Below are 22,760 nucleotides of genomic sequence, written 5' to 3'. Positions count from 1 at the left end.
CGATGACACAAGCGAATACAACACCAAGTCGTTGGCAGCGCTTCTTGGGCTCTGACTTCTTCTACCACTTTAAGCGTGACAAGGTGGCGATCGCTAGCTTCACCATTTTCATGGTGTTCTTATTGCTCGCGGTCTTTGCGCCCTTAGTGTCCCCAACCAATCCCTATGATTTAATGGCGATTGATATTATGGACTCTGAGCTCCCCCCTGTCTGGATGGAGTGGAGCGATCCGCGCTTTTTGCTCGGCACGGATAACCAAGGGCGAGATATTTTGTCGACCATTATTTATGGTTTGCGGATCTCTTTGACCATAGGTTTGTGTGCCGTCGGCCTGCAGTTGATTCTGGGGACGGTGATTGGTCTGAGTGCCGGCTATTTTGGTGGCCGCATTGATAGCTTTTTTATGCGTATCGCCGATATCCAGCTGTCTTTCTCGACCATGATGGTCGCTATTATTGTCTCAGCGATTTTTAAAGCCAGCTTTGGCAGTGAGTTTTATAGCCAATACGCGATTTTAATGCTGGTGGTGATTATCGGGATTGCCGAGTGGCCACAGTATGCGCGGACCATTCGTGCCTCTGTCCTGGCAGAAAAGAAAAAAGAATATGTGGAAGCAGCGCGAGTGATGGGTTTCCGCTCGCCACGGATCATGTTCCGTCATATTCTTCCCAACTGCTTGTCACCCATCTTGGTGATTTCAACCGTGCAGGTTGCCAATGCGATTATGTCTGAGGCGGCACTGTCTTTCTTGGGGCTGGGGATGCCGGTCGATCAGCCATCACTGGGCTCATTGATCAGCATCGGTTTTAATTACATTTTCTCCGGCGCGTGGTGGATAACCGCCTTCCCAGGCATTGTGCTGGTCTTACTGGTGCTAGTGATCAATTTGCTCGGCGATTGGCTACGAGATGTTTTCAATCCCAAAATCTACAAAGGGTAAGGAAAATGGCTGCGTTCGCAGCCATTTTTTTTGATGGTTGTCTGACAGCTTGGTGATCCCTTGCTTGAGTCAATGTGTGACTTTGCTTAAGCTGAGCAGATTAGATTATCAAGGGAGCGACTCATGGGGCGGTGGCGAGGTTTGGCTGTCAGTGTGGTAGCAATGTGGGCAATCAGTGCGCCAGTGCGCGCAGAACAGAACCCTTGCGCCATTATCGACCGCCAACAAGGCTGGCCAATCATTGGCGAGACATGTGATATCGGACAAGGGTTGTGGGGCAATCAATCTCCGGATCCGCAGAGCACGGCGTTTTGGGTGCAATGCGGCGCCACGCAAGGCGTGCCATCACGCCAATTCTATCAGTCTCTGCGTCAAGGCTTACCGGACTTGCCGTTTCAAGTGCAGGTGCGTGAGGGCCGAGGACGTTGCTTGATTGGTCCGTATCCTAACCTAGACGTGGCTCAGTTGGTGCTAAAACGGGTTCGTCAATTTGGGCCAACCAAGCAGGCGGTATTAAGACAAACCCGTCAGCCATTGTCGCAACCGGCTGTGATCCGCTTACCGCCGCTGTCTCAAACCCAATCGACCTCGGGAGCTGAAAAGTCGGCGCCGATGGAAACGGCGATTACCTTGAGCCATTTTGGCTTACCAGAGCCAGAAGCTGGCGATAAGCAATACACCGAAAAATCCATGAGTTGGTTGCGTGTCCCTTATGCGCAGGCGGCACCCCGCTGTCAACGTGAAGGGATGGTGTTGGCCTCCCAGCAGGAATTGGTGCAAGTGGCGCAGGCGACAGATCAGCTCCCCATGCGCTTACCGTACTGGGTACAAGGCGCCAAGGGCGTAGATGCTCGAAGTGGCAAAGTGGTGACACGTAACGCCGATGCGGCGCTCAATGTCTTGTGTAAAAAGCGGTAGTTGCTATCCGCAATAATAAGGCGCCCCGCAGTGCGGGGCGTTTTTTCTCATTCGAAGGTAATTGACTGACTGCCTTTTCGGCTGGCGGAAATACTATGCCGCGGGAGGTTGTTCAGGCAGTGCTAACTTTAACGCTGTACGTGAGACATCACTCGCGGCTTTTCCCTGATCAAGCTTATCCAACACATCAGCCAAATACGCATAGTCGGTGACGTCGGCACGATACTCCAGGGCTTTCTCAAAGTGGCTGCGCGCATCTTGCCATTTTCCCGACTGCATAAGCAGTTGCCCAAGGGCGCTGTGAAGTACAGGGTTGCGGCTATCTTGCGTGAGCAACTCTTCCAGCATCACCACCGCGGGGTAGTTATCTGGTAATTTTAGCGTCGGGATCAGGGCAATCAAGCGATCATCGGTGCGCTTTTTCAAGGCCTCGCGTAGCAGAATGTAGGCTTCTGAGTCGGCATTGCGCGCCGCCAGATGTTTGACTAACCCCGCTAAGAGTGAAGGCTGGTTGCGTTTGGCTTTAGGGAGTTGGTTCCAATGCGCCAGCAGTCCCTCGGTGCCTTGTTGACTGGCGACATGGGCCATTACACCCAGCTCAGCTCGCTCGTGTAGGGCATCAAATTGCTCATGATCAAGCAGTTGAGCCTTTTTCAAGGTGGGCAGAAGGTTAAGAAGCGCTGACCAATCTTCGAGGTGAATATAGGTGTCTTTTAGCAGCGCCAGCATCACCGGGTTGCGAGGATGCTGACGTTTAATCGCACGCAACGAGGCCAAGGCTTCTTCGTGCTGACCACTTTGGCTATGGAGCTGCGCACGAGTCAGGGCGAGAGCTAAGCTATTGGCGTTAAGATCAGCAGCTTGCTGAAGGTATTGGTCGCGAGCCTGCAGGTTTTGTCGCTGTTGTGCCGCCTCCGCGGCAGCCAATAAGTTATGCATAGGCGCATCGCTGTGAGGCCGGGCTTTGGCGAGGAGTTTTTCGGCTTTTTTCCACTCCCCTTCGCGTAACTTGATTAAGCCGGTTTGGGTTTGCTGGCGCGCTTTACGTTGCTTACGGCCGGATAACCAGCCTGTTGCGGTGCTGCTGATGGATAAAAGCTTTCTCAGTAGCCACTCCAGTGCCCATAATACCGCGATTAACATGCCAATCAGTACCAACAAGGTGGTAACACTCATTTCCAGTGTTTGTTCTGCCGCGGAGATCAAAACATAACCTTGCTGTCCGGCTAATTGAGGGCCAACCACCAGCCCTGCCGCCAGCACAAGGACGAGCAAAAGCAATCTAATCATGATTGGCCTCCTGTCAGCGGTGCTATGTCTCGACGCAGTCGGGTATTAATTTCATCACTGACTAGCGACTGGCTTTTCAGTTTTTGCGGCAGGTCGACGCCAATGGTTTGTTGGTTCAGCTCGTCAAGCTGCTCGACAAAGCGGCGAGTGGCATTGGCGTCTTGATTATAAAAGCGCAGTGTCCAGTCTTTTCCCATCTCTAGCGCTTCGTGATACAGGGTATCATTGCCTTCATACACGGCGCGCATCGCTTGATCGAGTTTGTTTTTTAAATTTTCTTGCAGGTAGTAACTTTGGGTGGGTGATAACAAGGGCACCACGTTGCCGTCACGTTTGCGGTAGGTGACAAAGTTATCGACAAAGTCTTTGACTGAAGTGGTGAGGTTACTTTTCCAGTCATTCACTGACTCAGAGACAATAGGCGTGTCCACCGCCTCGGCGTCGGGAATGACCGCGCTGGCAAGCGGAAGATTTTCGACCCGCTGTTGCATGCTGGTCAAGCGCAGTACAATCCCATCTCTATCGACCCGTTTCACCGCCTTTAACGCGGTGATATCGTCAGCCATCGCCTGGCGAATCGGCATCAAGGACGGGTCGTTGAGCTGAGCAATGCGGTGATCGGCCGCTTCCATCAGGGCAGTGGCGCTTTGTGCATCTTGTTCGAGCCAAATTTTACGCCCAGCCATTCGGATCAGATAGTCGGCTTCTGCCAGTAACCAGTCATTGGGACGTCGGCCTTTCACTTCAGCGACGGCTTTTTGCAAGCTAGATAAGCTGCTGTCCTGCTGGTTCAAACGTGTTTGAGTGGTGGCTTTCAGTTGCTCTCGCGCTTGTTCTGCCGCTTGCTTTTGTTGGTTAAGATCTTGTTCAAGGCGCGAGATATGAGATTGTTGCGCGGATACGGTGTTTTGCAACACGGTGGCTTGCTGGTGGCCATGATAAAATACCCAGCCACTTGAGCCGAGGGCTAATGCGATGGCGATAGCGCCGAGTAATATGCCGCCACGTCCCCCCGATGAGGTTTGGCTGGCTTTTTCAGGCGCCGGCGCATCTGTCGCGTGGGTCTTGGGTGAAGATGGCGTGGTAGCCTTGCTTTGTTTGGTGTCGGTATTTTTGTTGTCAGTCATCCGAAAGTCCCGTTTTACTTAACCTGAGCAGCGTGTTAACCAGTGCATCATTGGCCACGCTGTCAACGGTCGTAATCGTGTCAAAACCAAGCGCAGTGGCTTGATCTTGAATCCTTTTACTGGGCACCAGTATACGGCATTGGCGCAGCCAGTGCTGTCCGCTCAGTGTGATAAGTTGATCAAAGTAGGCTAATTGTTGGCCACTGGTGATAACGACTGTGTCGATAGCGTCATGCGGCCAGCTTACTACTTGCGATACTAAAGGCTCAATCGCCCATTGTCGCCGATAGGTCTCGCAATAGTGAACTTGTGCGCCTTGTGCTTGTAACGTTTGCCCCATCATATCGCGTCCACTCTCCCCGCGCAGAATCACCACTTGCGTCCCTGTCACGGCACTAAAAGGAGCAAGTGTAAGCATGCCTTCGCTGTCTTCACGGGTGGGGGTCAAGATAGGCTGCCCTGAGACGGCCTGCCACTCGTTGGCAGTGCGTTGCCCAACCGCGACGTAGTGACAGTCAACAGGCCACCTCCCGTTTTGGTGTTGCAAGGCTTGATGAGCAAATGCCACGGCGCGCGGGCTCACTGCGACCAAGATGCTACCGGAAGGCAGTGAGACGAGCAGACTGGCCAGAGACGGTAAGCCTCGCCCCGGCGTAAAACTGACCAGTGGACAGGGGATCGCCGCTAGCCCTTGCTGGGCGAGTAGGGCGACTAACTGACTGCAGTCTGGCTCGGGGCGAACAACAACCGTGGTCATGCGTCGTCTTGATAAAGCTTATCCAAGATTTGACGCGCGCCTTGAGCGAGAAGCTGCTCTGCTAAATCGGTGCCGAGCTGTTCGCCTTTTTCAAGCGGGCCCGTGACTTCGCCACGTAAAATGGTGGAGCCGTCAGGTTCGCCGACCAACGCACGTAGCCAGATTTTATCGCCTTGAATGTCTGAATAGCTACCAATCGGAACCTGGCAGCCGCCCTCTAGGCGGTTGTTCATTGCGCGCTCACATAAGACGCGCTGCGTGGTGCTGGCATCAGACAAGGGCGCGAGCAAGGTGCGAATGCGTTCATCATCAAGGCGGCACTCAATCCCTACGGCGCCTTGGCCGACGGCGGGTAGAATGACTTCTGGTGGGATTTCGCTGCGAATGCGTTCATTCAAACCTAATCGTTTTAAGCCAGCGGCAGCGAGGACAATCGCATCGTACTGGCCGTCATCGAGTTTACCGAGGCGTGTCCCCACGTTGCCCCGTAATGTGTTAATGACCAGATCAGGACGACGCTCGCGCAATTGACACTCGCGGCGCAGGCTAGAGGTACCTACCACCGCGCCTTCAGGTAAGTCGTCAATGCTGTCGTAGTGATTGGAGACAAACGCATCACGTGGGTCGCCGCGTTCACAAATCGTGACCAGCCCTAATCCTTCGGGGAATTCAACCGGGACATCTTTCATTGAGTGCACCGCAATGTCTGCGCGGCCGTCGAGCATGGCTTGTTCAAGCTCTTTAATAAACAAGCCTTTACCACCGATTTTCGCCAAAGGCGTGTCCAGAATCACGTCACCTTTCGTGACCATCGGCACCAGTTCAACCGTTAGCCCCGGGTGAGAGCGCTCTAATGCGTCTTTAACAAATTCAGCTTGCCAGAGAGCCAAAGGGCTTTTGCGCGTGGCAATGCGTACAGGCGTTGAGTACATGGTTTGTTTTCCTTCTTGGTTCATAACACCCATCGTAACATTGGCGCTGGACGACTCGTAATCTCTGCCATGCGGTTTGGCGATTTATGACGGCGTTATGGTCATATAGGTGAAAAAATGTGATCGATAGCGTATTATTTGCGCAAATAATGAGATCTGAAGGCGGCAATATGGCTGACTTACGACTAAGGTAGTAGAGCAAAAAAGTTGATATTGGTCTCAAAAAGCACCTATAGTGCGATGTTGATACCACCACACAGGCATCGGGGTTATTGGCTTTACCCGAGTTGTCGAGAGTGTTACATTGATCACGTTTTGTTATCTGCAATTGGGCGGATACGGTGAAGACAGTAACGTCGACCTGTTGACCGGGATGTCAACGAATCTGGATGATTGCCTTGCAAACATACGTAGAACAGCAAACTGAGCGCATAGAAGCGTTTAACCGCGTGAGAATGGATCGCGCGCGGTCCGCGATGAGCCGTCAGGCGCAAGCTATCTTTGATGTGCTGCCAGTGCTTTTACATCTAAATCACCCCGCATTACCCGGGTTTTGTGGCGACAGCGTGCCTTTCGGTATTGCTGATTACGCGCTCGATGAGACACAACGAGAGTTTGTCTCTGATTGCCTGATCCACTCAAACACCCGCTTCTCTTCTTTAACCGCCTGCGTGGAAGGCCGTGAGCGCCATCCGATCAAAGGCATGTATACCATGGGCAGTACCGGCTCGATGGGGCAAAGCCTCACCAGTGATCTCGATATTTGGGTGTGTATCGATACCTCGGTAACGGCCGCTCAGCGCGATAAGCTTGATGCCAAATGCATGGCGATCTCGGAATGGGCGTTAGGCCAAGGGATAGAAGCCAATTTTTTTGTGGTTTGTGAGGGGCGCTTTCGTCATCATCTCTCCCAAGCGATGACCAGCGATAACTGTGGCACCAGCCAGCATTTCCTTTTGCTGGACGAGTTTTATCGCTCCTCTATGCGACTCGCCGGGCAAAAGCTGTTGTGGTACATGGTACCACCAGAGATGGAAGGCTGTTATGAAGAGTACGTCGACACACTGGTAGCCGAACATGGCCTTGACCGTCGTGATTGGGTCGATTTTGGCGGCCTGCCGACCATCCCGGCCGAAGAATATTTTGGCTCGAGTTTGTGGCAGCTGTATAAAAGCATTGATTCGCCGTATAAGTCGGTGCTCAAAGCGATTTTGCTCGAGGCCTACTCGTGGCAGTATCCCGGCACCCAGCTTTTGAGTGTGGATGGCAAACGCCGCTTCTATGCAGGCTGGGTCGATGTGTATCAATCTGATGCTTATTATCTGATGCTGGAAAAAGTCACCCGTTACTTGGAGTCGATTGGTGACACGCGCCGTTTAGATTTGGTTCGTCGTTGTTTTTACCTTAAAACCCATGAGAAATTGACCCAGTCCCCAGCGACTGGTTCGGTCGCTTGGCGCCGCGAAGTGCTGCGCTTATTGGCGCGTGAGTGGGGCTGGGATGAACAGGCATTGGCGTATCTCGATAATCGTCGCCATTGGAAAGTCGAGGAAGTACAGCACGCCCACAATGAATTGCTTGATGCTTTGATGCAAAGTTATCGGAACCTGATCCGCTTTGCGCGCCGTAACGACATTACATCCGCGATTAGCCCGCAAGACATCAGCATTCTCGCCCGCAAGCTCTACGCGGCATTTGAAGAGTTGCCGGGTAAAGTCACCTTGCTCAACCCGCAAATTTCGCCAGACTTACACGAACCGGATCTCACCTTTATTCAAGTACCGGAGGGGCGGACTAATGCGCCGGGATGGTATTTGTATAAGCACTCGCTTGATCCGGTCGATATCATCGGTCGTGCCCCACTTGAGCACAACAGCTACCTCTCCAAGCTGGTCGCTTGGGCATTTTTCAATGGGCTGCTAACAGAGTCTACACGCCTGGATACCGTGGTACGCGACGCCGATGTTGATATTGATACCTTGTATCAGCTGGTCAGTGATATTCGTAATACCTTCTCGCTCAACCCTCCACGTCCGACGCTGGATGCGTTGTCGAGCCCATGCGAAATCCGTCAGCTCGCCTTGTTTGTCAACCTGGAGCACGATCCGACATCAGCCTACAAAAAGCCGTCGATGCGCTTTGATTTTAAAAATAGCGATATTTTTAGCTATGGCCCTGAACAAACCTGCTTGGTGGGGAGTGTTGACCTCGTTTACCGCAACTCATGGAACGAAGTGCGCACGCTCAATTACCGTGGCGACGATGCCATTTTGGAAGCGCTAAAAACCATGTTGGGTAAAATGCACCAGGATGCGGTGCCGCCTGAGTCAGTCGATGTGTTCTGTTATTCGAGCAAAATGCGCGGTTTAATCCGAAACTTGGTTTACCAACTGGTGGCTGAGTGCATTGAATTACGTTTAAAGCCGGTTGAAAAAGAGAAGCGTCGTCGTTTTAAAGCCTTACGCATCGGCAAGCAAACTCATGGTTTGTTCTTTGAGCGTCGTGGTGTGTCAGTCCAGCGGTTGGAAAACTCGGTCGACTTTTATCGCTGTATTTCCACCAACAAGGTAAACGGCACGCCAGTGATGGTGGTGGATAATCCGCAGGATGTGCATCCGCCGGAAGTCGTGGATGCGTATGCCAGCGAGGGCTTAGTACAGTTTTTCTTTGAAGATTGTACCAATGGTTACAACCTCTATATTCTCGACGAGAACAATCGGGTGGAAGTGTATCGCCAGTGCAGCGGGGATAAAACCGAAATGGTACAGGGCGTAAACCGTTTTTATACCTCGTCCCACGACCGTTACAGCTACAGCGCGAATTTCATTAACTTTAATTTGCCGCAGTTTTATCAGATTGTCACCGATGACGGGGGCGACACCCAAGCCTTGCCCTTTAAATGTGATGGTCAGTGGCAGCCACCACGTCCGCCTTCCCAAGGCGGGTTTACCGGGCAAGTCGCATCATTTAAGTGAGCATAAGCGCCCGAGCCGCGGGCGCTTATGCGTGACCATGTATCACCAAGAAATAGGTTCGCCAGCGTGCTTGCTGCACTCTTGCTGAACTAAATCCATCAGGATCAAGCCGGTTTTGCTGCAGGTCCACTCGCCGTCTTTGAGGGCGAAGTGGAACCCACCACTTTTTGACGCCACCCAAATTTCTTGCATGGGCTCTTGGCGATTAATGATGATCTGGCTACCATCATCGAACTCCAGCGTCATCACGTTGCCAACGCTCTCATAATCGATGTCGGCGCCTGAGTCATCGATACCTTCTTCAATGGCCTGCATTTGTAAATCGACCAACTGATGATATTCCGTTGTGTTCATCCCGTTACATCCTATTGCTTTTCATGGTTGTGATGCGATTATAGAGGGCATTGACTCGATAATCACTGGCATTCACTATGCGAAAACTCGTCATTTTACTGATGTTCACTGGCATCATGACACTGACCGGCTGTGGCCAACAAGGGCCCCTGTATTATCCGGACCAACAACCGACGCAAAATCAATAACCAACGACGACAGGGAAGAGCACCTTGGACTATTTCAATTATCAGGACGACGGCCAGCTGTGGGCTGAATCACTGCCCTTGACCCAACTGGCCCACGACCACGGCACGCCCTTGTACGTATACTCGCGTGCCACCTTTGAGCGCCATTGGCACGCGTTTGACCGCGCCGTGGGCGACCACCCGCATTTGGTGTGTTATGCCGTTAAAGCGAACGCCAATATTGGCGTATTAAATGTGCTGGCACGCTTGGGCTCAGGGTTTGATATTGTCTCTCAAGGTGAGCTTGAGCGCGTGCTCGTCGCCGGTGGTGATCCCGCGAAAGTGGTGTTTTCTGGCGTGGGCAAAACGGCCGCAGAGATGCGTCGTGCGCTGGAAGTAGGCATCAAGTGCTTCAACGTGGAATCACACTCTGAGCTGGACCGCTTAAACCAAGTGGCGGGCGAGTTGGGTGTGCAAGCGCCGATATCGCTGCGTATTAACCCCGATGTGGATGCCAATACTCACCCTTATATTTCTACCGGGTTGAAAGACAATAAGTTTGGCATTGCCTTTGATCAAGCGCTGACGAGCTTCCGTTATGCGGCCAGCTTGCCACACCTTAAGGTCGAAGGTATTGATTGCCATATCGGCTCGCAGTTAACCGAGCTAGCGCCTTTTATTGAATCCACCGACCGTTTGCTGGCGCTGATTGATACCTTGGGCGATGAAGGCATTTCTATTCGCCATCTCGATGTGGGTGGCGGCTTAGGCGTGACCTACAGCGACGAGAAACCGCCGCAGCCATCGGAATATGCCAAAGCGCTGTTGGCGCGTTTGGACAATCATCGTCATCTTGAGCTGATTTTTGAGCCGGGCCGTGCGATTGCTGCCAATGCAGGGGTGTTGCTGACCAAGGTCGAATTCCTCAAGCACAGTGAGCACAAAAACTTTGCCATTATCGATGCGGGGATGAACGACTTAATTCGTCCGTCCCTGTATCAAGCCTATCAAGAGATCATCCCTGTGGTGCCGCGCGACGGTGAACCGCAAACCTATGATTTGGTTGGCCCGGTGTGTGAAACGGGTGACTACTTAGGTAAAAATCGCTCGCTGGTGTTAGAAGCAGGCGATTTGCTGGCGGTGCGCTCAGCCGGCGCGTATGGCTTTGTGATGGCGTCAAACTATAACTCACGCTGCCGTCCTGCCGAAGTGATGGTCGATGGCGACCAGGCACATCTTGTGCGCGAGCGCGAGAACTTGGCGTCGTTATGGCAGCTTGAACAGCGCCTACCAGAATAAGGATTGGCATGCAGGTACAGTTTGCAAAAATGCACGGGCTGGGCAACGACTTCATGGTGGTTGACTGTGTCACGCAAAACGCGTTCTTTTCGCCGGATCTGATTCGGCGTCTGGCTGATCGCCAGCGTGGCGTCGGGTTTGACCAGCTATTGGTCGTGGAGCCGCCTTACGATCCCGAGACGGACTTCCACTACCGCATTTTTAACCCTGACGCATCGGAAGTCTCGCAATGCGGAAACGGTGCGCGCTGCTTTGCGCGCTTTGTGCGAATGAAAGGCCTGACTAATAAGCATCAGATCAGCGTGAGCACCCAAGCGGGTAAAATGCTGCTGCACATTGAAAACGACAACCAGGTGCGCGTGAACATGGGCGAGCCGGTCTTCACACCGGGGAAAATTCCGTTTCGTGCTAACTCACAAGAGAAAACCTACCTAATGCGGGTGGCAGAGCAGACCTTATTTGTTGGCGCCGTGAGCATGGGCAACCCGCATGTGGTGACCGTGGTTGAGGATGTCGACCACGCCGACGTGGACACCTTGGGGCCGTTACTTGAAAGTCACGAACGCTTCCCTGAGCGGGTCAATGCCGGCTTTATGCAGATCCTTTCCCGCAATGCGATTAAGCTTAGAGTGTACGAACGCGGTGCCGGCGAAACCCAAGCCTGTGGCAGTGGCGCGTGTGCCGCGGTTGCGGTCGGGATTATACAAGGCGTGCTTGATGAGCAAGTAACGGTGAGTTTACCCGGTGGAGATCTACGCATTCGCTGGCGCGGGCCGGGCCATCCCTTATCAATGACAGGCCCAGCGACACATGTATTTGATGGACAATTGCAATTATGAATGATGGGGTAGAAGCCTCGACTCTGGAAACCATGCCACTGAGCGACGAGGCGGTGGCGGCGTATTTAAAAGACAATCCAGACTTTTTTACTCGTCACCGCGATTTGCTGACGCAGCTGACCGTGCCACACGGTGAGCAAGGCGCGGTATCGCTGGTGGAAATTCAACTTAAGCGCCTGCGTGAGCGGGTGGCGGAGTTGGAAGAAGACATTACCCAGCTGATGAGCCTGGGGGCGAAAAACGATGCCCTTTTCCGTGCTTTTGCTGAAGCGCATCAGGCACTGTTGCGTGCTAACACGCCACAGTCGGTGCAAGCGGCGTTAACGGCACTTAGCGAGCAACTGCAACTCACCGTTAGCTTGCGGGTGTATGCGCCTATCGACGGGCTGCAGACCATGTCGCGTCAGGCGGTGGATCAATTAAAAAGCCATCATTTTGCTGGTCGTCGTTGCTATCTTGGGCGCTTACGCCGTGTGGATGCGGAAGCGGTGATGGCAACGCCACCGGAGCTAGGCTCTTTTGCGCTGGTACCGATTAAAGGGGAAGGCAAAGAGTGGGGACTGTTGAGCTTTGCGAGCCCAGATGGCGGGCACTTTCAACCAGACATGGACACCCTTTTTATCGAACAGCTGGCCTCGCACTTGGCCATTTTATGCAGCCAATGGGCGAAAAAGGGTGAGCGTCAGTGACAGCGGTAACGCCTGACCAAGCTGCTCCCCGTTCACTGACGGTCCCGCTCGACCGCTTTTATCAATATCAGCTCAGCGAACGGGGCCTTAGTGCCCATACGCAACGCAATTATCAGCGCCAGTTAGATAAGATTGTCGACTTTCTGACCGCGCGGGGCATCGCCCATTGGCAAGACGTGGATGCGGACTGGGTGCGACAAATTTCGAGCCAAGCCAAACGCGATGGCCTTAAACCGGGCAGTATTGCGTTGCGGCTGTCCGCGTTGCGCAGCTTTTTCGACTACCTCGTTCTCACCGAGCAGCTCGCGGCTAATCCGGCCAAAGGGGTCGCCGCGCCTAAGCAAGGGCGTCAGTTGCCGAAAAACCTTGATGTGGATGAAATGAATCAGCTGCTCGAGGTGGATCAAGACGACCCGCTGTCGGTGCGTGATCGGGCGATGATGGAGCTGATGTATGGCGCAGGATTGCGTTTAGCCGAGCTGGTGGCTCTCAACGTGCGTGATGTCTCGGTACGTAAAGGGGATTTGCGTGTCACCGGTAAAGGGGAAAAAGAGCGCATCGTGCCTTTTTCCGGCATGGCCAAAACCTGGGTGATGAACTGGCTGAAAGTGCGTAACCAGCTCCTCAAAGGGCCAGAAGAGGCACTGTTTATCTCTAAACTTGGCCAGCGAATTTCGCACCGTAGCGTGCAAAAGCGTATGGCGGAGTGGGGACAAAAGCAGGCGGTGAATAGCCACATTAATCCTCACAAACTGCGTCATAGTTTTGCCACTCACATGCTGGAGTCGTCCGGGGATTTGCGCGCAGTGCAAGAGCTGCTCGGCCATGCCGATTTAAGTACCACACAAATCTATACCCATTTGGACTTTCAACACTTGGCGAAAGTGTATGACGCGGCGCATCCTCGCGCCCGCAGCACAGGGGCTAGCAAACCTCGCGCAGGCAAAAAAAACAACTCGGAGTCGTGATATGAAATTTTATCGTCGCTTAAACGCGTTTGATGCGGTGAGTTTTGACTTGGATGATACCTTGTACGATAACTGGCCGGTGATCGCACGTGCGGAGGCGGCGCTAAACGACTATTTGAGTGAGCACTGCCCGCCGCTCGCCGCGCTTGATAAAGCGACCCTTGCGGGATTTCGCCGCCAAGCCCGTGATGAGAACCCAGCCCAACGCTTTGATGTTACCGCGATGCGGGTTGCGCAGCTGACGCTTGCCGGTGAACATGTTGGTTTAACCGCGGAGAAGGCGCGCGCACAAGCCCAAGCGGCGACCACCTTCTTTTGCGGATATCGCAGTGACTTTACTCCGCCAGCGCAAAGTTTGGCTTACTTAAAAGCCTGGTCCGAGAAACTGCCATTGGTGGCCATCACCAACGGTAACGTCGACACCGATGCGATTGGCCTGACGCCGTTTTTCCAGCATATTTTCCGTGCCGGTGAACACGGGGCAGCCAAGCCGAGCCCAGAGATGTTTGATAAAGCCGCGCAGGCCTTGGGCATCGCCCCGGCGCGTATTTTACATGTGGGCGATCACTTAAGTTCGGATGTGTCTGGGGCGCGCCAAGCGGGCATGCAAGCATGTTGGATCCGCCCAGAGCGCCAATCCCCCATGATGCATAAAGGACGCACCTTACCGGATGTGGCGATCGACGATTTATCTGAGCTCGATACCCTTATTCAGCAACGGCACCGCTAATGGGTGCCGCTTGGTTTGCGGGTTAGCCAGTTATCGAGGTTAAGCCAACCCGGCCCCCACACACTGACCACCAACAAGATCACGCCCCACATAATGTGGTCATCATAGCCACGCTCCCATAGCAGTGGGTAGGAGGCGACCGCGACGATGTTGAACACAAATAACGCCAACGTCATGGGCCGTGCGAGCAGGCCCAAAGCAACAAATATCGGCAAAATCAGCTCCGCCGCGGTCCCTAAATAAGCGGCCAGCTGCCACGGCAGCAACGGCACTTGATACTCATACTCGAACAGGTATAGGGTGCTGTCCCAATTTTGGTATTTGATCAGCCCGGATTGAAAAAAAATCCACGCTACATAGACGCGACCCACCAGAAGAAGTAGCGGTTGCAGTGGGGTAAGCGCGCGGGCGAAGGTGTGATTGATTGTGGTTAGCCACATGGCTTACTCCTTAGCATTGCAGGCAGTCGTTGGGGTGGTAAATGCATTCATGGCCGCGAGCTCAGACACACACGCAAGTTGCGTCTCTGACAGGGCGCCTAATGGAGTGTGTGGGCAGGCGTTGAGCACACTGACATGATGGGTATTGAGCGCGTACCAATGCACCTTGTCTTGGTTAGCAACCAGTAATAAAGCTTGCGGCTTCTCGACCACCAAGCCTTCGAACTGCTCGGTGGCGATTGCTTGCCACACGTCACTCACCGCGTAGTCGCTTTCAAATAAACGCGCTTGATGGTTGAGCGGTAAACAAACCTGCGCTTGTTGCTCAGGGCTTAGCGACGCGAGCGCGCTGCCTTCAAACGCCGGAGAGGGAGGGGTGAGAGTGAGCACCACTTGCGCCCACTCAAAACGGGCAAGTTCGGCGCAACACGGCACGGGCTCGATAATATTGGGTAGGGCGCGCAAGGTCGCATCGAACTGTGCGCCATAGTCTTCCATCACCCCGGTTTGTGGGGGATGCACCATCGCATGATGACGCGCTACCGCGTCAAAACACGCCTCACCCAGTAGTGCACAGGTCTTGGGATACACGCATTTTAGCGTGTCAGTGAGGGTGACCACATAATGGTTACGATAAATCTGCAATCGTTTGTCAGCGGCAAGGCGACCGTCTTTTATCGGCAGCGGCTGAGGGTCATCTCGCAATGTGGCAGCAAAGGCCTGCTGCAGGGTTGCCAGCGTCATACCGCCTCCTTATGTCGAGCCAGTCGGTGGTGGGCTTTGGCCGCTTCTGCTAACAATCGCTCGGGTGCGGGCAAGTCGCTATCCCACTCAATGAGGGTGTGGCGAGGGCCGTGGCGGTCAATCCACTGTTGATAGAGCGTCCATACTGCCTCGCTAACCGGCTGGTTATGGGTGTCTATCCAAATTTCTCCTGCGGGGGTGTGTTTGACGGTAAACCCAGCAAGGTGAATTTCTTTCACCGCATGGGCGGGAATCGCGTCAAGGTAGGTGCTGGCGCTGAAATCATGGTTAAACGCGCTGACATGAACGTTATTTAAATCGAGCAGTAAATCGCAGCCCGTGCGAGCGTGTACTTCGGCGAGAAAGTCCCATTCGTGGTAGTCACCCTGAGCAAAGCTTAAATAGCTCGATGGGTTCTCAATCAGCAGAGGACGCTGCAGCGCGTCTTGAACCTGTTGCACATTGGTGCAAAACACCCGCAATGCCTGCTCGGTGTAAGGGAGGGGGAGTAAATCGTGAAAGTGCTGCCCGTCTATCCGGCTCCAACTTAAATGGTCAGACACAAACAGTGGCTCGACGTGTTTGACCAGTGTACACAATTTGTCTAAATGTGCCCGATCAAGCGGCTCGTCGCTCCCCAGCGACAGCCCCACGCCATGACAGCTGATGGCGTAATCCTCACGTAACCGCATCAGGGTTGAGAAGGCAGGACGGTGGGGACGGAAATAGTTTTCACTGTGAATTTCTAACCAGCCAAGCTTTGGGCGATATTGGTCGAAGTAGGCGAGATGTGGTTGTCTGAGCCCCACGCCGGTCAAAACGGTTGCCTCATCCATGGTTGCTCCTTGTGGTCAAATGACAAAGCCCGGGGTTAGCCCGGGCGCGCCATATCACGATGACGAGGTACTGCCGCCGGCTAAGCGATCGCACAAGCCTTTTGGTACCATCACAAACGCATCTTTTTGGCCGTCTTCGGTGGAGGTGCCCGCGCAGGAGCTGGTGTTGGTGGCGCAGTCATTTTGTCCGGCTTTGGCGACGCCATAGCATTTTTCTTTTTCTGCCGCATGGGCCGGTGCGCTAGTGAGTGTGGTCGCGCCTACGGCCAGCAATCCTGTGACAGCGGCGGCAACCGCTAGGTTAGTATGTTTCATCATGCTTCCTCTTCTTGTTCCGTGTTGGTGTTATCAGCCCACTGATTGGTGGTGGGCATATAAACCAAGATAGGAAAACACTGCGCAATCTTTCACCACTTAAGCGATTTTTTGCGTGCTGGTGGCTAACCTGCTGAATTATTGTTTAAAAAAGTTGCGTCGGGATCGGGCGCGCAATTTAGTGGCGAGCTGGTATAATCGCTAACCAGTGTATAAATACCCAGTAAAATGGCAGGTGGCGATGGACGTATCAACTCTTCTTGACGGACTCAACGACAAACAGCGTGAAGCCGTGGCCGCGCCGCTCGGCAACCATTTAGTGTTGGCAGGTGCTGGCAGTGGTAAAACCCGGGTGCTGGTTCATCGTATGGCTTGGCTGATGCGGGTCGAAGAGGCATCGCCATTCTCGGTGATGGCGGTCACCTTTACCAACAAAGCGGCAGCGGAAATGCGCGGTCGTATCGAGCAATTGATGCAAGGCACCGCCTCTGGCATGTGGTGTGGCACCTTCCACGGCATTTGCCACCGTATTCTCCGTGCCCACTATTTGGACGCCAACCTGCCACAAGACTTCCAAATTCTTGATTCAGACGATCAGCAGCGTTTGCTACGTCGGTTAATTAAAGCGCAAAACTTGGATGAAAAACACTGGCCCGCCAAGCAAGCGAGTTGGTATATCAATGGCAAAAAAGATGAAGGCTTGCGCCCCAAGCACATTGATACCCGCCATGATCCGGTTGAAAGTACTTGGCTGCGGATTTATCAGGCTTATCAAGAAGCCTGTGATCGCGCCGGTTTGGTGGATTTTGCCGAGATCTTGCTGCGAACCTTAGAGCTATTGCGCGATAAAGCGGTGATCCGCGAACACTACCAAGCGCGTTTCCAGCACATTTTGGTGGATGAGTTCCAAGATACCAACAACATCCAATATGCGTGGCTGCGTATGATGGCCGGCCAACAGGCGCATGTGATGATTGTGGGGGACGACGACCAATCCATTTACGGCTGGCGTGGCGCGAAAGTCGAAAATATTCAGCGTTTTCTGGATGATTTCACCACCCCGCAGACCATTCGTTTGGAGCAAAACTACCGCTCAACCAGTACGATTTTGCAAGCGGCGAACACCCTGATTGAAAACAATGCCGACCGGATGGGCAAAAGCCTGTGGACCGAGGGCAAAGAGGGTGAGCCCATCTCTGTGTATGCCGGTTTTAATGAGCTGGATGAAGCGCGTTTTGTGGTCGGGAAAATCAAAACCTGGCAAGACGAAGGCGGCGCGCTCACCGACAGCGCGATTTTATACCGCAACAACGCCCAATCTCGGGTGCTGGAAGAAGCCTTAATTCAAGCCGGTCTCCCTTATCGTATCTACGGCGGCATGCGCTTTTTCGAACGTCAGGAAATCAAAGATGCGCTGGCCTATTTACGTTTGATGGCGAATCGCAATGACGATGCGGCGTTTGAGCGGGTGGTAAACACGCCCACTCGGGGGATTGGTGATCGCACCCTTGAGACGCTTCGTGGCGCGGCGCGCGATCGTGGCCAAACTTTATGGCACACGGCCGAGCAAATCTTGGCGGAAAAAGCACTGGCAGGACGGGCGGCCAATGCGTTGGGCCGGTTTATCGAGCTGGTCAATGCGCTAGAAGATGACACCCGTGACATGGCACTGTATCAACAAACCGATGCGGTGATCCGTCACTCCGGCTTGCGCGCCATGTACGAGCAAGAAAAAGGTGAAAAAGCGCAAGCGCGTGTCGATAACTTGGAAGAGTTGGTGACGGCTACGCGCCAATTTACGCCTCCTGAAGAGGCGGAAGCGGAAGGGATGACACCGCTGTCGGCGTTCTTGGCCCACGCCGCCCTTGAGGCCGGTGAAAGCCAAGCGGACGAGTTTGATGATGCGGTCCAATTGATGACCTTACACAGTGCCAAAGGCCTCGAATTCCCCTTAGTCTTTATGGTCGGGGTGGAAGAGGGCATGTTCCCCAGCCAGATGTCAGCCGAAGAAGCGGGCCGCTTAGAAGAAGAGCGTCGCCTTTGCTATGTCGGCATGACGCGAGCGATGGAAAAACTCTATCTGACCTACGCAGAAATGCGCCGTGTGTACGGCAAAGACATGTTCCATAAGATCTCGCGCTTTATTCGTGAGCTGCCCGAGGCCTGCTTGGAAGAAGTGCGGATGCGTGCCAATGTCTCACGCCCTGCCGCAAGCGGTGGCCGTTTTTCCAAAACGCAGACTCAGGAGAACTTTAACCAAACCGGGTTTAGTTTGGGTCAGCGGGTTCAACACCCTAAATTTGGTGAAGGCACCATCATCAACTTTGAAGGCAGTGGCGGACAAAGCCGCGTGCAAGTTGCCTTTAATGGGGAAGGGATTAAGTGGTTGGTGACTCAGTATGCCAAACTGGAAGCGCTTTAAGCTCGACCGGTTAACGCCAAAAACACGCCCAGCCTCGGCTGGGCGTGTTGGTATTTATCCTATCACCTGCGTTTTTCAGCTGCATCGTTAGCCGAACACGCCAGCTTGCCAAACGACCGCACCACCTAGCAGCAAAAACAACAGCGCACACAGGCCATCGATAACTGGGGCGACTTTGGTGAGCACTTGTTGTACGCGACTGCCTGATAGCAGCCAGGCGAGTGACGAAAACCAGCCTAATGAGAGCAGAAACACCACCGCCACGGCCATGGCTTTGCCGCTGGCAGACATGCTGGCCGGCACCAAGGTACTCATCAACGAAATAAAAAACACCAAGGCTTTCGGATTAAAAAGGTTGGTCAGCACCCCTTTCCAAAAGGCCTGTTTTTGGCCGCGTACCGCAGGCGCATCATTGGCGGTTTGCGCCGGTGCTGTGGTGGCGGCGAGCAAGCCTTTGATTGCGCTAAGGCCTAAATACATCAGCACACTGCCCCCTGCCACTTGCACCCACATAAACAGTTGTGGGTGCTGATGTACCAACAGGCTGATGCCGGTAATGCTCAGTATTGTGTGCGCCAAAATACTCAGCGATAACCCCAGCGCAATCGCCAAACCAGTAGCACGGCCATAACGGGTCGCATTTTGGAGCACCAAGGCAAAGTCGGGCCCGGGGCTTAGCAGCGCAATCATATGCACCCCCGCCAGCGTGGCGAGAATAGTTAGCTCGTTCATCCTGATTTTCCTGCTGACAAAGGCGTGGTCTCTATCTTGGCTTCTTGCTGTCGTTTCGCTCGATAGGCATCAAAGCTAAATATCGCCAAGGCGGCCCAAATAAAGGCAAAGGTGGTGGCTTTATCTGGGGTAAAGGGTTCGTCATACAAGCCGACGGCAAGTAAAAACATTAAGCTGGGGCCGATATATTGGAAAAAGCCCAATACCGTCAAGGGTAAGCGGGTGGCGGCGCCGGTAAAGCACAGTAAAGGCACCGTCGTGATCAAACCGGCAGCGGCCAGTAGCATATTCAGGCTGATGGGATTATCGAGCAGGTTGGCGCTGGGTGTATCGGCAAACTGCCACAGATAAATCAGCGCAACGGGCAAGAGTGTGCAGGTTTCCACAAACAAACCCGGCACCGCAGGGAGATTGATTTTTTTGCGCAGTAAGCCGTAAATCGCAAAACTGGTGGCCAGCACCAACGCAATCCAAGGCAGTGAACCAAAGGTGATCAGTTGTACTAATACCCCTACCAACGCTAGCGCGGCGGCAAGCCACTGTAGACGGCGGAAACGCTCACCAAGAAAGATCATCCCCAGCGCTACGTTCACCAGTGGATTAATGTAGTAGCCAAGGCTGGCATCTAGCATGCGGTTATTGACAATCGCCCAGATAAAAATCAGCCAATTACAGCCAATAAAGCAAGAGGTGAGCATCAACATCAACAGCTTTTTCGGCTCGCGGATAATCGGCTTGAGCTGATAAAAACGACGGGTGAAAAAAAGCAGTAATGCCAAAAAAACAAACGACCACAATACCCGGTGCGCTAAAATTTCCGGCGCCGGAATATGGTTGACCGTTTTAAAGTACATGGGGGCGATACCCCACATAATGTAGGCCGCAAGGGCCAGTAACACGCCTTGGCGTGTGCGTTTTGGATCAGGAATCACAGCGCAGTCTCGTTATAAGTGTCGGTCAGGGATGAACACGAACGTGTGCATGTTGCCTAGATGTAACAAGTTGTAAGGGCGGGCGCAAGCACCTTTCTCTGTGCTCAGGGTTTCATCGCTTACGGGGTGTCGGTAGAATGAGCGCCAGTTTGAGTAATGAGCTTGATTATGTCCGCCACCCCCGCCCATGCCGATGCGTCAACCGAAACTGACGTCGCTACCGCTGATCCTGCCATGAGTCCTGCCCATCAGGTACTCAAAGCGGTGTTTGGTTATCACCAGTTCCGCGAGGGTCAGCAAGCGGTGATTGATGCGGCGATTGCGGGGCGTGACGCCTTGGTGATTATGCCGACCGGGGGCGGGAAATCACTGTGCTATCAGATCCCTGCGTTGGTGCGCACTGGCTTGACCGTGGTGATTTCACCTTTGATTTCATTGATGAAAGATCAGGTTGACCAGCTTAATGCCAATGGTGTTGCCGCGGCGTGTTTAAACTCAGCGATGACGCCTGAGGCGCAAGCGGACACCTTGCGCACGTTAAATCAGGGGGAGGTTAAGCTACTCTATGTGTCGCCTGAGCGCGCGTTAGGGCGCGACTTTATCCATCGCTTAACGGAGTGGCAACTGGCGTTGATTGCGGTCGACGAAGCGCACTGTATTTCCCAATGGGGCCATGACTTTCGCCGCGAATATGCCTCTTTAGGCCAGCTCAAACAGCACTTTCCTGACGTGCCTGTGATGGCGCTGACGGCCACCGCAGATGCCACCACGCGCGAGGATATTTTATCCCGCCTTGCTCTGCACGATCCCTTGGTACATCTGGGTAGCTTTGACCGCCCTAACATTCGCTACACCTTGCTGGAAAAGCACAAACCTTTGGCGCAATTGGTACAGTTTCTGAGTGGTCAACGCGGCCAATCAGGGATTGTCTATTGTAATAGTCGTAAGCGGGTTGAGCAGGTCACTCAAAAACTGTGTGATAACAATATGCTCGCCGCTGCCTACCATGCGGGAATGACCACCGAGGCGCGCGGCTCCGTGCAAGAGGCGTTTCAACGTGATGATGTCAACATTGTGGTGGCGACCGTAGCATTTGGGATGGGGATCAATAAGCCCAATGTCCGCTTTGTGGTGCACTATGATGTGCCGCGCAATATTGAATCTTACTACCAAGAAACCGGCCGAGCAGGGCGAGATGGATTACCGGCTGAAGCGGTGTTGTTGTACGACCCCTCCGACATGGGATGGCTCCATCGCTGCTTGGAAGAAAAGCCGGATGGGCCCCAAAAGCAGGTCGAAAGCCATAAACTGACCGCGATGGGCGCGTTTGCTGAAGCGCAAACCTGTCGCCGTTTAGTGCTCCTAAACTACTTTGGCGAGAATCGCCAAACCCCTTGTGGCAACTGTGATATTTGTCTCGACCCACCCACCCATTTTGATGGCACCGAACAAGCACAAAAAGCGCTGTCGTGCGTGTACCGTGTTAACCAAAGCTTCGGGGTTGGATATGTGGTGGAAGTGTTGCGCGGGATGCAAAATCAGCGCATTAAAGATCATGGTCACGACAAGCTCTCTACCTATGGCATCGGGCGAGAGTGGAGCCATGAATACTGGGTGAGTATTATTCGCCAATTGATCCACCGCGGTTATCTGGTGCAAAACATTGCCCGTAGTTCGGTGCTGCAGTTGACCGAACAAGCGCGACCATTGCTGCGCAGCGAGATTGCCCTCGAGCTGGCGGTGCCGCGTATTGGCCTCAGCCCTCGCACCAAAGCCAACAAGCTGAGCCAGCGCCATTACGATAAAAAACTGTTTGCCAAGCTGCGTAAGTTACGGAAAGCCATTGCTGACGAAGAAGATATTCCGCCTTACGTGGTATTTAACGATGCCAGTTTGATGGAAATGGCCGAGATGCTGCCGTCATCTCAAGCAGAGCTCCTGGCGGTGAGTGGCGTGGGGCAGCGCAAGCTAGAAAAATTCGGCGATGCATTTTTGGACTTAATTGATGATCATCTCAGTGTGAGTGAATTTGGTTATGGTACCGAGTAACTGGCAACTGATGGCGTCCGACGGCGCCTTGGCGTTTTATCAGCCGCAGCTGGATGCGGATAATGCTAAAGAAGTCTGTCAGCCATTGTTAGAAACCCTCGCAGCCTCTGTGCTTGAGTGGCAACAAGACGCTGACATGATGACCTGGCTGATTGATTTTGAAGGCACGCGCTTGATGCTTAAAGCGGCACATTATACCCAGAGCGTGTGGTTAGAAGCGCTGGATGAGGAGGGCGACGAGGTGATTAGCTTTTTGCGCCGCTGGTGGACGCGTCATCCGCCTCTCTAAATTGCACTGGCACCG

Annotated in this window: 23 protein-coding genes; 12 read left to right on the top strand and 11 right to left on the bottom strand. The window is 53.5% G+C overall.

The annotated features are described in order from the left end of the window. Positions 1-2: 2 nt before the first annotated feature. Both WN56_RS07670 and WN56_RS07665 read left to right on the top strand, forming a co-directional pair. A complete protein-coding gene (locus WN56_RS07670; protein ID WP_046074478.1) occupies positions 3-941 on the top strand; it encodes an ABC transporter permease in 939 nt (312 codons plus the stop codon). A gap of 123 nt (positions 942-1,064) precedes the next feature. Then, positions 1,065-1,859, top strand: coding sequence for an SPOR domain-containing protein (locus WN56_RS07665; protein WP_046074477.1), 795 nt, complete (start codon positions 1,065-1,067; stop codon positions 1,857-1,859). Between the two features lie 93 nt (positions 1,860-1,952). On the opposite strand, the gene WN56_RS07660 is transcribed toward WN56_RS07665, so the two are convergent. Genes WN56_RS07660 through hemC form a run of 4 tightly spaced genes read right to left on the bottom strand, consistent with a single transcriptional unit; the run spans position 1,953 to position 5,965 of the window. Continuing rightward, positions 1,953-3,149, bottom strand: coding sequence for a heme biosynthesis HemY N-terminal domain-containing protein (locus WN56_RS07660; protein ID WP_046074476.1), 1,197 nt, complete (start codon positions 3,147-3,149; stop codon positions 1,953-1,955). After that, the gene (locus tag WN56_RS07655) at positions 3,146-4,276 is read right to left on the bottom strand and encodes a uroporphyrinogen-III C-methyltransferase (RefSeq protein WP_046074475.1); all 1,131 of its coding nucleotides are present in this window, start codon (positions 4,274-4,276) and stop codon (positions 3,146-3,148) included. Before WN56_RS07655 ends, WN56_RS07660 begins: the two co-directional genes overlap by 4 nt. Then, positions 4,269-5,033 carry a uroporphyrinogen-III synthase gene (locus WN56_RS07650; RefSeq protein WP_046074474.1) on the bottom strand — a complete coding sequence of 255 codons (765 nt, stop codon included), beginning with the start codon at positions 5,031-5,033 and terminating at the stop codon, positions 4,269-4,271. Before WN56_RS07650 ends, WN56_RS07655 begins: the two co-directional genes overlap by 8 nt. Beyond that, on the bottom strand, positions 5,030-5,965 hold the full coding sequence (hemC, locus tag WN56_RS07645) for a hydroxymethylbilane synthase (RefSeq protein ID WP_046074500.1): 936 nt from the start codon (positions 5,963-5,965) through the stop codon (positions 5,030-5,032). Before hemC ends, WN56_RS07650 begins: the two co-directional genes overlap by 4 nt. Before the next feature lie 389 nt (positions 5,966-6,354). Between hemC and WN56_RS07640 the strand changes: the two genes are divergently transcribed. Further along, on the top strand, positions 6,355-8,940 hold the full coding sequence (locus WN56_RS07640) for a class I adenylate cyclase (RefSeq protein WP_046074473.1): 2,586 nt from the start codon (positions 6,355-6,357) through the stop codon (positions 8,938-8,940). A gap of 42 nt (positions 8,941-8,982) precedes the next feature. Here the strand turns inward: WN56_RS07640 and cyaY are convergent, their stop codons facing one another. Beyond that, complete coding sequence (gene cyaY / locus WN56_RS07635; protein ID WP_046074472.1) at positions 8,983-9,294, bottom strand: iron donor protein CyaY; 312 nt, start codon at positions 9,292-9,294, stop codon at positions 8,983-8,985. 77 nt (positions 9,295-9,371) lie between these two features. On the opposite strand from cyaY, the gene WN56_RS16875 reads away from it, so the two are divergent. The 6 genes from WN56_RS16875 to WN56_RS07605 are packed head-to-tail and all read left to right on the top strand — an operon-like array spanning position 9,372 to position 13,986. Further along, complete coding sequence (locus WN56_RS16875) at positions 9,372-9,482, top strand: lipoprotein (protein WP_046074471.1); 111 nt, start codon at positions 9,372-9,374, stop codon at positions 9,480-9,482. 24 nt (positions 9,483-9,506) lie between these two features. After that, entirely contained in the window at positions 9,507-10,760 is a 1,254-nt protein-coding gene (gene lysA, locus WN56_RS07625; RefSeq protein ID WP_046074470.1) for a diaminopimelate decarboxylase, read from the top strand. 8 nt (positions 10,761-10,768) lie between these two features. Then, positions 10,769-11,599 (top strand): diaminopimelate epimerase, encoded by an 831-nt coding sequence (dapF, locus tag WN56_RS07620; protein WP_046074469.1) that lies wholly within the window; start codon positions 10,769-10,771, stop codon positions 11,597-11,599. Further along, positions 11,596-12,288, top strand: coding sequence for a DUF484 family protein (locus WN56_RS07615; protein ID WP_046074468.1), 693 nt, complete (start codon positions 11,596-11,598; stop codon positions 12,286-12,288). The genes dapF and WN56_RS07615 overlap by 4 nt, the downstream gene beginning before the upstream one ends. Continuing rightward, a complete protein-coding gene (xerC, locus tag WN56_RS07610) occupies positions 12,285-13,256 on the top strand; it encodes a tyrosine recombinase XerC (protein WP_046074467.1) in 972 nt (323 codons plus the stop codon). Before WN56_RS07615 ends, xerC begins: the two co-directional genes overlap by 4 nt. Position 13,257: 1 nt before the next feature. Continuing rightward, entirely contained in the window at positions 13,258-13,986 is a 729-nt protein-coding gene (locus WN56_RS07605) for an HAD-IA family hydrolase (protein ID WP_046074466.1), read from the top strand. On the opposite strand, the gene WN56_RS07600 is transcribed toward WN56_RS07605, so the two are convergent. From WN56_RS07600 to WN56_RS07585, 4 genes are read right to left on the bottom strand one after another with little or no spacing between them, the layout of a single operon-like run. Next, complete coding sequence (locus WN56_RS07600; protein WP_046074465.1) at positions 13,983-14,426, bottom strand: DoxX family protein; 444 nt, start codon at positions 14,424-14,426, stop codon at positions 13,983-13,985. The genes WN56_RS07605 and WN56_RS07600 overlap by 4 nt on opposite strands. Before the next feature lie 3 nt (positions 14,427-14,429). Further along, positions 14,430-15,170: a DNA-binding domain-containing protein gene (locus WN56_RS07595; RefSeq protein ID WP_052708045.1), complete on the bottom strand. Its 741-nt coding sequence runs from the start codon at positions 15,168-15,170 to the stop codon at positions 14,430-14,432. Next, positions 15,167-16,006 carry a DUF692 family multinuclear iron-containing protein gene (locus WN56_RS07590; RefSeq protein ID WP_046074464.1) on the bottom strand — a complete coding sequence of 280 codons (840 nt, stop codon included), beginning with the start codon at positions 16,004-16,006 and terminating at the stop codon, positions 15,167-15,169. The genes WN56_RS07595 and WN56_RS07590 overlap by 4 nt, the downstream gene beginning before the upstream one ends. 54 nt (positions 16,007-16,060) lie before the next feature. Then, entirely contained in the window at positions 16,061-16,321 is a 261-nt protein-coding gene (locus tag WN56_RS07585; protein ID WP_046074463.1) for a DUF2282 domain-containing protein, read from the bottom strand. 241 nt (positions 16,322-16,562) lie between these two features. Here WN56_RS07585 and uvrD point away from each other — a divergent pair, with 241 nt between their 5' ends. Beyond that, positions 16,563-18,743, top strand: a complete 2,181-nt coding sequence (gene uvrD, locus WN56_RS07580) for a DNA helicase II (RefSeq protein ID WP_046074462.1) — start codon at positions 16,563-16,565, stop codon at positions 18,741-18,743. Positions 18,744-18,830: 87 nt separating this feature from the next. On the opposite strand, the gene WN56_RS07575 is transcribed toward uvrD, so the two are convergent. Both WN56_RS07575 and rarD read right to left on the bottom strand, forming a co-directional pair. After that, complete coding sequence (locus tag WN56_RS07575) at positions 18,831-19,475, bottom strand: LysE family translocator (RefSeq protein ID WP_046074461.1); 645 nt, start codon at positions 19,473-19,475, stop codon at positions 18,831-18,833. After that, a complete protein-coding gene (gene rarD, locus WN56_RS07570) occupies positions 19,472-20,404 on the bottom strand; it encodes an EamA family transporter RarD (protein WP_046074498.1) in 933 nt (310 codons plus the stop codon). The genes WN56_RS07575 and rarD overlap by 4 nt, the downstream gene beginning before the upstream one ends. A 237-nt stretch (positions 20,405-20,641) precedes the next feature. Between rarD and recQ the strand changes: the two genes are divergently transcribed. Both recQ and WN56_RS07560 read left to right on the top strand, forming a co-directional pair. Next, a complete protein-coding gene (recQ, locus tag WN56_RS07565; RefSeq protein WP_046074497.1) occupies positions 20,642-22,456 on the top strand; it encodes an ATP-dependent DNA helicase RecQ in 1,815 nt (604 codons plus the stop codon). Further along, positions 22,443-22,745, top strand: a complete 303-nt coding sequence (locus WN56_RS07560) for a DUF3630 family protein (RefSeq protein ID WP_046074460.1) — start codon at positions 22,443-22,445, stop codon at positions 22,743-22,745. The genes recQ and WN56_RS07560 overlap by 14 nt, the downstream gene beginning before the upstream one ends. Positions 22,746-22,760: the final 15 nt, after the last annotated feature.

Source organism: Salinivibrio sp. KP-1 (genome assembly GCF_000968645.1).
GTDB lineage: Bacteria > Pseudomonadota > Gammaproteobacteria > Enterobacterales > Vibrionaceae > Salinivibrio > Salinivibrio siamensis.
This window is presented reverse-complemented; position numbering and strand designations above follow the sequence as displayed.

Excerpts from the sequence above, each read along its gene's own strand:
- WN56_RS07660 (WP_046074476.1), bottom strand. The coding sequence starts at position 3,149 with ATGATTAGATTGCTTTTGCTCGTCCTTGTGCTGGCGGCAGGGCTGGTG.
- WN56_RS16875 (WP_046074471.1), top strand. The coding sequence starts at position 9,372 with ATGCGAAAACTCGTCATTTTACTGATGTTCACTGGCATCATGACACTG.
- recQ (WP_046074497.1), top strand. The coding sequence starts at position 20,642 with ATGAGTCCTGCCCATCAGGTACTCAAAGCGGTGTTTGGTTATCACCAG.
- WN56_RS07585 (WP_046074463.1), bottom strand. The coding sequence starts at position 16,321 with ATGAAACATACTAACCTAGCGGTTGCCGCCGCTGTCACAGGATTGCTG.
- cyaY (WP_046074472.1), bottom strand. The coding sequence starts at position 9,294 with ATGAACACAACGGAATATCATCAGTTGGTCGATTTACAAATGCAGGCC.
- WN56_RS07665 (WP_046074477.1), top strand. The coding sequence starts at position 1,065 with ATGGGGCGGTGGCGAGGTTTGGCTGTCAGTGTGGTAGCAATGTGGGCA.
- WN56_RS07605 (WP_046074466.1), top strand. The coding sequence starts at position 13,258 with ATGAAATTTTATCGTCGCTTAAACGCGTTTGATGCGGTGAGTTTTGAC.
- hemC (WP_046074500.1), bottom strand. The coding sequence starts at position 5,965 with ATGTACTCAACGCCTGTACGCATTGCCACGCGCAAAAGCCCTTTGGCT.
- WN56_RS07560 (WP_046074460.1), top strand. The coding sequence starts at position 22,443 with ATGGTACCGAGTAACTGGCAACTGATGGCGTCCGACGGCGCCTTGGCG.
- uvrD (WP_046074462.1), top strand. The coding sequence starts at position 16,563 with ATGGACGTATCAACTCTTCTTGACGGACTCAACGACAAACAGCGTGAA.
- WN56_RS07595 (WP_052708045.1), bottom strand. The coding sequence starts at position 15,170 with ATGACGCTGGCAACCCTGCAGCAGGCCTTTGCTGCCACATTGCGAGAT.
- WN56_RS07575 (WP_046074461.1), bottom strand. The coding sequence starts at position 19,475 with ATGAACGAGCTAACTATTCTCGCCACGCTGGCGGGGGTGCATATGATT.
- WN56_RS07590 (WP_046074464.1), bottom strand. The coding sequence starts at position 16,006 with ATGGATGAGGCAACCGTTTTGACCGGCGTGGGGCTCAGACAACCACAT.
- WN56_RS07670 (WP_046074478.1), top strand. The coding sequence starts at position 3 with ATGACACAAGCGAATACAACACCAAGTCGTTGGCAGCGCTTCTTGGGC.
- WN56_RS07600 (WP_046074465.1), bottom strand. The coding sequence starts at position 14,426 with ATGTGGCTAACCACAATCAATCACACCTTCGCCCGCGCGCTTACCCCA.
- WN56_RS07640 (WP_046074473.1), top strand. The coding sequence starts at position 6,355 with ATGATTGCCTTGCAAACATACGTAGAACAGCAAACTGAGCGCATAGAA.
- WN56_RS07655 (WP_046074475.1), bottom strand. The coding sequence starts at position 4,276 with ATGACTGACAACAAAAATACCGACACCAAACAAAGCAAGGCTACCACG.
- dapF (WP_046074469.1), top strand. The coding sequence starts at position 10,769 with ATGCAGGTACAGTTTGCAAAAATGCACGGGCTGGGCAACGACTTCATG.
- WN56_RS07650 (WP_046074474.1), bottom strand. The coding sequence starts at position 5,033 with ATGACCACGGTTGTTGTTCGCCCCGAGCCAGACTGCAGTCAGTTAGTC.
- WN56_RS07615 (WP_046074468.1), top strand. The coding sequence starts at position 11,596 with ATGAATGATGGGGTAGAAGCCTCGACTCTGGAAACCATGCCACTGAGC.